Here is a 6690-nt window from a genome sequence, read left to right as displayed (position 1 = left end):
GGGCGACGGCGGTCATCCGCCCGCCGTTGCCGAGGCCGAGCGCCGTCTGGACGATGGCCCCGGCGGCGGCGACGTCGATGAACCGCAGCTGAGTCATGTTGAGGAATACGTGTGGATCGAGCCGGACGGCCTCGCCCAGCGCGTTCTGCAGCGGCTCGAGTGCGCGGTAGTCGAGCTCGCCGGCGAGGCGGACCCCGGGCGGGATGTGCTGGCGGCAGATCCGCAGCACCGGGTCGTGGTGGTAGGTGACGGCCGCGACGGCATGGCTGTGCGCCGCGCTGACCCCGGCGAGGGTGACGGCGTCGAAGCACTGGCGGTCGTACTGGCACACGGCCGTCGCGCCGCTGCCGGCGAGCAGCCGGGTGAACCGGCTCTCGTACTCGACGAGCTGTTCGAGGCCGGCGACGGGCCGCAGCGCCCAGCACATGTCGGCGGTGACCCGCAGGCCCGGGTAGCCGGCGGACTGGGCCTCGGCCATGTGCCGCCCCAGGGCCGCGATGACCCGCTCGGCGTCGAACGCCCCGGAGCTGACGAACGCCGCCGCGCTGGTGGTGACCTCCAGCTGCCCGCGGGCGAGCGGCTCCTGCGGGGTGATCCCGCGTTCGACCAGGACGCCTTCCAGCTCGTCGGGGGTGAGGGCGTCGGTCAGGCAGAGCACCTTGTCGCCGCGCTCGAGTCCGTCACGCACGAAGGCGGCGACGATGTCGAGGCGTTCGTCGGGGTCGGTGAAGGTGAGGCACGCGTGGTCGCCGGGCCCCAGATCATCGACCGTCACAGGCTCAGCCACGCGGATCACACTAACCAGGTCGTCGAAGTGCGTGCGACAGCATCGCGGTAGTGGCCGTACCCAGGGCAGGTGAAGGTCAACCATCGGACACGGGGTGCGACGTTCAAGAACAGGAAACCGTTCACAATCTGCCATGCACGTCCCCGGATACCGAAATGCCCCGGCGCCGGCGTGGCACCGGGACGCCGCCGTCGACCTCGCCGAGGCCGAGGAGTTCGTCCGCCGGGTGCACGCGGAGCATCCCGATCTCGGTTCTCCCGACGCCCGTCTCGCGGCGGTCCGCGCGCAGGTCGCGGCCACCGGCACCTATTGCCATACCTCGGTCGAACTGGCATTCGGCGCGAAACTCGCGTGGCGGAACGCGAGCCGCTGCATCGGGCGCCTGTACTGGCGCAGCCTGGTCGTGCGCGACCGCCGGTACGTGACGCGCGCCGAGTCGATCTTCGACGAACTGGTGCAGCACCTGCACACGGCGGGCAGTCCGGCGCGGCGGGCGATCCGGCCGGTACTCACGGTGTTCGCGCCGGCGCGCCCCGGGGTGCCGTTCGCCCGCGTCTGGAACGAGCAGCTCATCCGCTACGCGGGCTACCGCGCCGAGGACGGTTCCGTGGTGGGTGACCCGCGGTACGTGCAGTTCACCGAGGCGGTGACGGAACGCGGCTGGCGCGGCAAGCACAGCCCGTTCGACGTGCTGCCGATCGTGGTGCAGACGCCGGACGAGGGGGTGCGTGTCTTCGAGCTGCCCGAGTCGGCGGTGTGGGAGGTGCCGCTCGCGCACCCCGACCTTCCCTGGTTCGCCGAACTGGAGCTGACCTGGCACGCCGTTCCGGCGATCTCGAACATGCGCCTGTCGATCGGCGGCGTCGAGTATCCGTTGGCGCCGTTCAACGGCTGGTACATGGGAACGGAGATCGGTGCGCGCAATCTCGCCGACGCCGACCGGTACGACCTCCTGCCCGTGGTGGCGCGGCGGATGGGGCTGGACACCAGCAGTGACCGGACGCTGTGGAAGGACCGCGCGCTGGTGGAGCTGAACCGGGCGGTGCTGTGGTCGTTCGACCGGGCCGGCGCACGGATCAGTGACCATCACACGGAGTCGCACCGCTTCCTGGAGCACGTCCGCAAGGAGGAACGGGCGGGCCGCCCCACCCCGGCGGACTGGACCTGGATCGTGCCGCCGATGTCGAGCGCGGCGACGCCGGTGTTCCACCGCTACTACACCGAACTGGACCTGCGCCCGAACTTCTACCCGGACGAGGAGGCGGCGCTGCTGGCCCGGACGGGACGGCCGGAGCTGCTGCGCGACCCGGGCATTCCGCCGACGCTGCGCCTGCCCACGCAGTCCCGCCGGTCGAACGTCCCCGCCCCGGTACCCTCGCCGAGGCTCCCGCTCCGTCCGGCCTGTCCCGTCGAGAACTTCCATCGACGCAGGTAACCGAAGGGGTCTTTCACACTCCGCCGATGGGATAACGACAGGTGCCGCTGTGACGACCACCTCTTAGAGTGGTCCTCGATGAGCGTGTCACCGGCACTTCTGGCCGGGCGCTACCGGCTGCGGGAGGCGCTCGGCACCGGCGGCATGGGCCGGGTCTGGTTGGCCCGCGACGAGGTGCTGCACCGGGACGTGGCCGTCAAGGAGGTCGTGCTCCCGCTGGAGCTGACCCAGGCGGAGCGGGACGAGTTGCAGTTCCGCACGATGCGTGAGGCGCGCACGACGGCCCGGTTGAGCCACCCCAACGTGGTGCAGATCTACGACGTGCTCGACATCGAGGACCGGCCGTGGATCGTGATGGAGTACATCCGTTCGCGGTCGTTGCAGCAGATCCTCAGCGCGGACGGGCCGGTGAGCCCGCGCCGGGCGGCCGAGATCGGGCTGGCGGTGCTGGGTGCGCTGGTCGCGGCGCACCGGGCGGGCGTTCTGCACCGGGACGTGAAGCCGGGCAACGTGCTCATCGCCGACGACGGCCGGGTCGTGCTGACCGACTTCGGGCTCGCGATCTTCGACGGCGGCGAGGGTTCGGTGACGCGCCCCGGGCTGGTCTGGGGTTCTCCCGAGTACGTCGCTCCGGAACGGGCGAAGCACGGCACGTCGAGCGTCGAGGCCGACCTGTGGTCGCTCGGTGCCACGCTGTACACGATCGTCGAGGGGACTTCGCCCTTCGCGCGCAGCACCGCGATGGCGTCGCTGACCGCACTGGCGACCGAGAAGCCGCCGGTCCCGCAGCACGCGGGGCCGCTCAAACCCGTTCTCACGGGACTGTTGAGAAAGGATCCGCGGGCCCGGCTGCGGCCGGCGGACCTGGAACGCGCGCTGCGCCGCGCCGCCGAGCCGGACGGCCGTCCCAAGGGTGCGCGGCCGCCGCGACCGCTGCGCCTGCCGTGGACGAGCAGCCAGCCGTCGCCGGCGTACACGGCCGGGGCGGCCGCGGTGCCGATCGACGCCGACACGGTGCCCGAGCAGGTGACCGAGGTGCTGCCGGCGACGCCACCCGGCGCGCTCAACCCGTCGGTGCCCGCCGAACTCCCCACCGGCGGCGGGCGCCGGATGGCGGTCGCGGCGGCGGTGATCGCGCTGGCGGTGCTGGCGGCGGGGATCGCGTTCGCGGTCAACGGCCAGGGCGCGCGGGCTCCGGGGGCGAGCGTCGCGAGCCTGCCCGCGGCGCCGGCCGCCACGGCGAGCGCGGTCGGGGTGGTGCCGCCGTACGCGGCGATGCCGAGCGAGCTGGCCCCACCGGAGAACTGGGGCATGTACCGGGGCGAGACGTTCAAAATCAACGCGCCGGCCGGCTGGCAGATCGTGCGCAGCGCCACGACGACCGAGTTCCGCGAGGGGGCCAGCGGGCGGCGGCTCGCCGTCGAGGTGATCGAGGGTGCGGGCGGCAACGCCGTGGCCGGCGTGGAGAAGCGCGTGGCGGGCTGGAGCGCGGGCGGCAACGGGCCGGCGCAGTACCGGAAGGAGTCGCTGGCGCCGGTGGCGATGTTCGAGTCCGGGGCCGACTGGAAGTACTCATACCAGGACCCGGCCGGGCAGCGGCTGCGGGTGCTGTGCCGCTGGTTCATCAAGGACGGCCGGGGCTACGTGGTGTCCTGGACCTCGCCCTCGTACGACCTGAGCGAGGACTACTTCAACATCGCGATCGGCAGCATCCGCATCACCTCCCCTTAGGGCCGCTCACGCCTCGAGCAGGGCGGAGCCCAACGGCGTCAGCGTGTGCAGCATCGCGTTGCCCTTGCGGGTGCTCAGGATCAGGCCGGCCCGGCGCAGCACCGTTGCGTGCTGGCTGGCGCCGGCGGGGCTGATCCGCAGGCGGCGGGCGAGTTCGGTGGTGGTGCAGCCGTCGGCGGCGGCGCTCAGCACCCCGGCCCGGGTCTGCCCGATGAGGTGCGCCAGCCCGGCCCCGGCGACGGTCAGCGTGGCCGGCCACGACGCCGGATGAATCAGCAGCGGCGGCCCCTCCGCCGGAACGTGCACCAGCGGGTCGCGTCCGAACACGACCGGCACCACGTCCAGGCCCCGCCCGCCGAGGTGATGGTGGCCGGTGCCGGTACCGATCTCCAGGACCGGCTCCAACCAGCGCACGCTCGCGTGCAACGTGCCCAGGAGAGCGGCGACCCCGCCCTCGGCGAGCGTCCGGCTGCGCGCGGCGCGTTCGGCGTCGAGGCTCGCCTGGAGGCCGGCCCAGCGCGGTGCCACCCCGGTCCGCCAGGCGGGGCCGAGCACCTCGGCGAGCTGATCGGCGCCGGCCTCCCGCAGCAGCGCGGACGCCTGCGGCACGGTGGTCGCCGGGCGCAGCAGCGCGCAGAGCGCGGCCGTCGCGGCGTCGTCCTCGGCGAGCCACGCGGCGACCGCCTGCGCGCGGCGCGGCAGGGCGGCACCGAGCCGGCGCCGCCACTCCCCCGACGGCACGCCGTCCAGCAGGGAGCGGGCGGAACGCAGCCCGCGCAGCGCCAGCACCGTCTCCGCGAACGGCCCGACGGTGCCCCGCAACCTGACCCGCGTCAGGTCGCCTGCCGAGAAGTGCAGTCGCCGCATCACTCTTTAGATTCGCGAGCCGTCCCGAAGGATGCGTCACGGACGGCTATTCAGCGACGGCTGAAAGTCGTTGTCGGCGCACGCGGGGCGGTTCGACGCTGACGCGCATGAGGCATCGAGTCCCGTTGATCATCGGCCTGGTGACGCTGTGCGTCGCGTCGGCGTGCGGCACGGGTGGCGGCACCAAGGACCGCAACTCGGCCGGCTTCGCCGACTGCGACCCGCACCCGAACACGTGCAACACGACCCGCGTCAAGCCCGGCGGCACGTTCGTCGTGGCCATCGAGAAGAAGCTGCCCAACTGGAACACGTTCGACAGCGACGGGAACACGTTCGAGGCCGGGCAGGTGGTGGCCGGGATCGCGCCGGCGCCGTTCCCCGTGCTGCCGGACTCCTCCGTCTCGTGGAACAGGCACCTGTTCGCGGCCGAGCCGCAGGAGACCACCGGCGGCCAGGGTGCGGCGATGACGGTCGTGCTCAAGGTGCGCCCCGAGGCGGTGTGGAACGACAACACCCCCATCGGCGCGCAGGACTTCGTCTACCTGTGGCGTTCCAGCAACGGGCGGGACTGCCCGGGGTGCACCGCGGCGGCGACGGCCGGCTACGACGCCATCTCGGCCATCACCGGCTCGGACAACGACAAGACGGTGACGCTGACGTTCAGCCGGCCGTTCCCGGACTGGCGCAGCCTCTTCACGAACCTCTACCCGGCGCACGTCGCGCGCAAGGCCGGCGACCTGAGCACCCCGGACGGGCTGAAGGCGGCGTTCGACGCGTTCAAGACGACGCAGCCGACCTGGTCCGGCGGCCCCTACCGGATCACGGACGTGGTGCCGGACGTCTCCATCACCCTCGTCCCGAACGACCGCTGGTACGGCAGCGTCAAGCCGACCCTGGAGAAGCTCGTCTTCAAGATCCTGGAGGACCAGCCGCAGCAGGTACCGGCGCTGCGCAACAAGGAGGTGCACGCGCTCACCTCGCAGCCGAACGGCGACATGATCGCCGAGGTCAAGAAGCTCACCGGCGTCAACTACCGCCTCGCCAAGGGCCCCAACTGGGAGCACATCGACGCCAACACCAGGAACCGCTGGCTCGCCGACCCCGTGCTGCGCCGCGCGATCTTCACGGCCATCGACCGCAAGGAGATCCTCGACAAGACCGTCGGCACCTTCTTCGACGCCGCCGAACTGCTCAACAACCACAGCATCATGCCGGGCTCACCGGGCTACCGCGACGTCGTCACGCCCACCGGCCAGGGCAGCGGCGACATCGGGCGGGCCCAGTCGATCCTGCGCGAGGCGGGCTACAAGCTCGACGGCGGCAAGCTCTTCACCAAGGACGGGCAGCAGGTGGCGCCGCTGCGGTTCCGGTTCACGGCGGGCAATCAGCTGCGCCAGCAGACCGCCGAACTGATCCAGATCCGGCTGCGTCAGATCGGCGTCGAGATCACCATCGACCCGACCGACCGGCTCGGCCGCACGCTCGACTCGGGCGACTTCGACCTGGCGCTCTTCGGCTGGGTGGGGACCTCCTTCCTGGCCGACAAGAAGGATCTCTGGACCACCGGCGGCGGGGGCAACTACGGCGAGTACTCCAACCCGCAGGTCGACGCGCTGATCAACCAGGCGGTGGAGACGTTCGACGACGCGCAGGCGCGGGAGCTGTTCAACAGGGCGGACGAGCTGATGACGGCCGACGCGTACAACCTGCCGCTGTTCCAGAAGGCCGTGTTCCTCGCCGTCTACAGCGAGTACGGCAACGTCCGCAACAACCCGACGTCCTCCGGCCCGCTCTACAACTGCGAAGAATGGGGGATAAGAGAATAAAGATCAATTGCTTTGTTGCGACGGTCCGCCGTGGTGCGGACCGT

General features: G+C 71.7%; 5 protein-coding genes. 3 read left to right on the top strand and 2 right to left on the bottom strand.

What is annotated here, in order from left to right; all coding sequences use genetic code 11:
• On the bottom strand, positions 1 to 787 hold a 787-nt coding region (locus tag Val02_RS38005; RefSeq protein WP_203904161.1), incomplete at its 3' end, for an MEDS and STAS domain-containing protein.
• A gap of 133 nt (positions 788 to 920) precedes the next feature.
• Here Val02_RS38005 and Val02_RS38000 point away from each other — a divergent pair.
• Together Val02_RS38000 and Val02_RS37995 are read left to right on the top strand one after the other, a co-directional pair.
• Positions 921 to 2222: a nitric oxide synthase oxygenase gene (locus tag Val02_RS38000; protein ID WP_203904160.1), complete on the top strand. Its 1302-nt coding sequence runs from the start codon at positions 921 to 923 to the stop codon at positions 2220 to 2222.
• A gap of 78 nt (positions 2223 to 2300) precedes the next feature.
• Positions 2301 to 3953, top strand: coding sequence for a serine/threonine-protein kinase (locus Val02_RS37995; RefSeq protein ID WP_203904159.1), 1653 nt, complete (start codon positions 2301 to 2303; stop codon positions 3951 to 3953).
• 6 nt (positions 3954 to 3959) lie between these two features.
• Here the strand turns inward: Val02_RS37995 and Val02_RS37990 are convergent, their stop codons facing one another.
• Positions 3960 to 4820: an ArsR/SmtB family transcription factor gene (locus Val02_RS37990; protein ID WP_203904158.1), complete on the bottom strand. Its 861-nt coding sequence runs from the start codon at positions 4818 to 4820 to the stop codon at positions 3960 to 3962.
• A 107-nt stretch (positions 4821 to 4927) separates the two neighbouring features.
• Here Val02_RS37990 and Val02_RS37985 point away from each other — a divergent pair, with 107 nt between their 5' ends.
• Entirely contained in the window at positions 4928 to 6646 is a 1719-nt protein-coding gene (locus Val02_RS37985) for an ABC transporter family substrate-binding protein (protein ID WP_203904157.1), read from the top strand.
• Positions 6647 to 6690 lie beyond the last annotated feature (44 nt).

This window comes from Virgisporangium aliadipatigenens, assembly GCF_016863615.1.
Taxonomy (GTDB): Bacteria; Actinomycetota; Actinomycetes; order Mycobacteriales; family Micromonosporaceae; genus Virgisporangium; species Virgisporangium aliadipatigenens.
This window is presented reverse-complemented; position numbering and strand designations above follow the sequence as displayed.

Coding starts and splice junctions, on each gene's coding strand:
- Val02_RS37990 (WP_203904158.1), bottom strand. CDS start 4,820: ATGCGGCGACTGCACTTCTCGGCAGGCGACCTGACGCGGGTCAGGTTG.
- Val02_RS37995 (WP_203904159.1), top strand. CDS start 2,301: ATGAGCGTGTCACCGGCACTTCTGGCCGGGCGCTACCGGCTGCGGGAG.
- Val02_RS37985 (WP_203904157.1), top strand. CDS start 4,928: ATGAGGCATCGAGTCCCGTTGATCATCGGCCTGGTGACGCTGTGCGTC.
- Val02_RS38000 (WP_203904160.1), top strand. CDS start 921: ATGCACGTCCCCGGATACCGAAATGCCCCGGCGCCGGCGTGGCACCGG.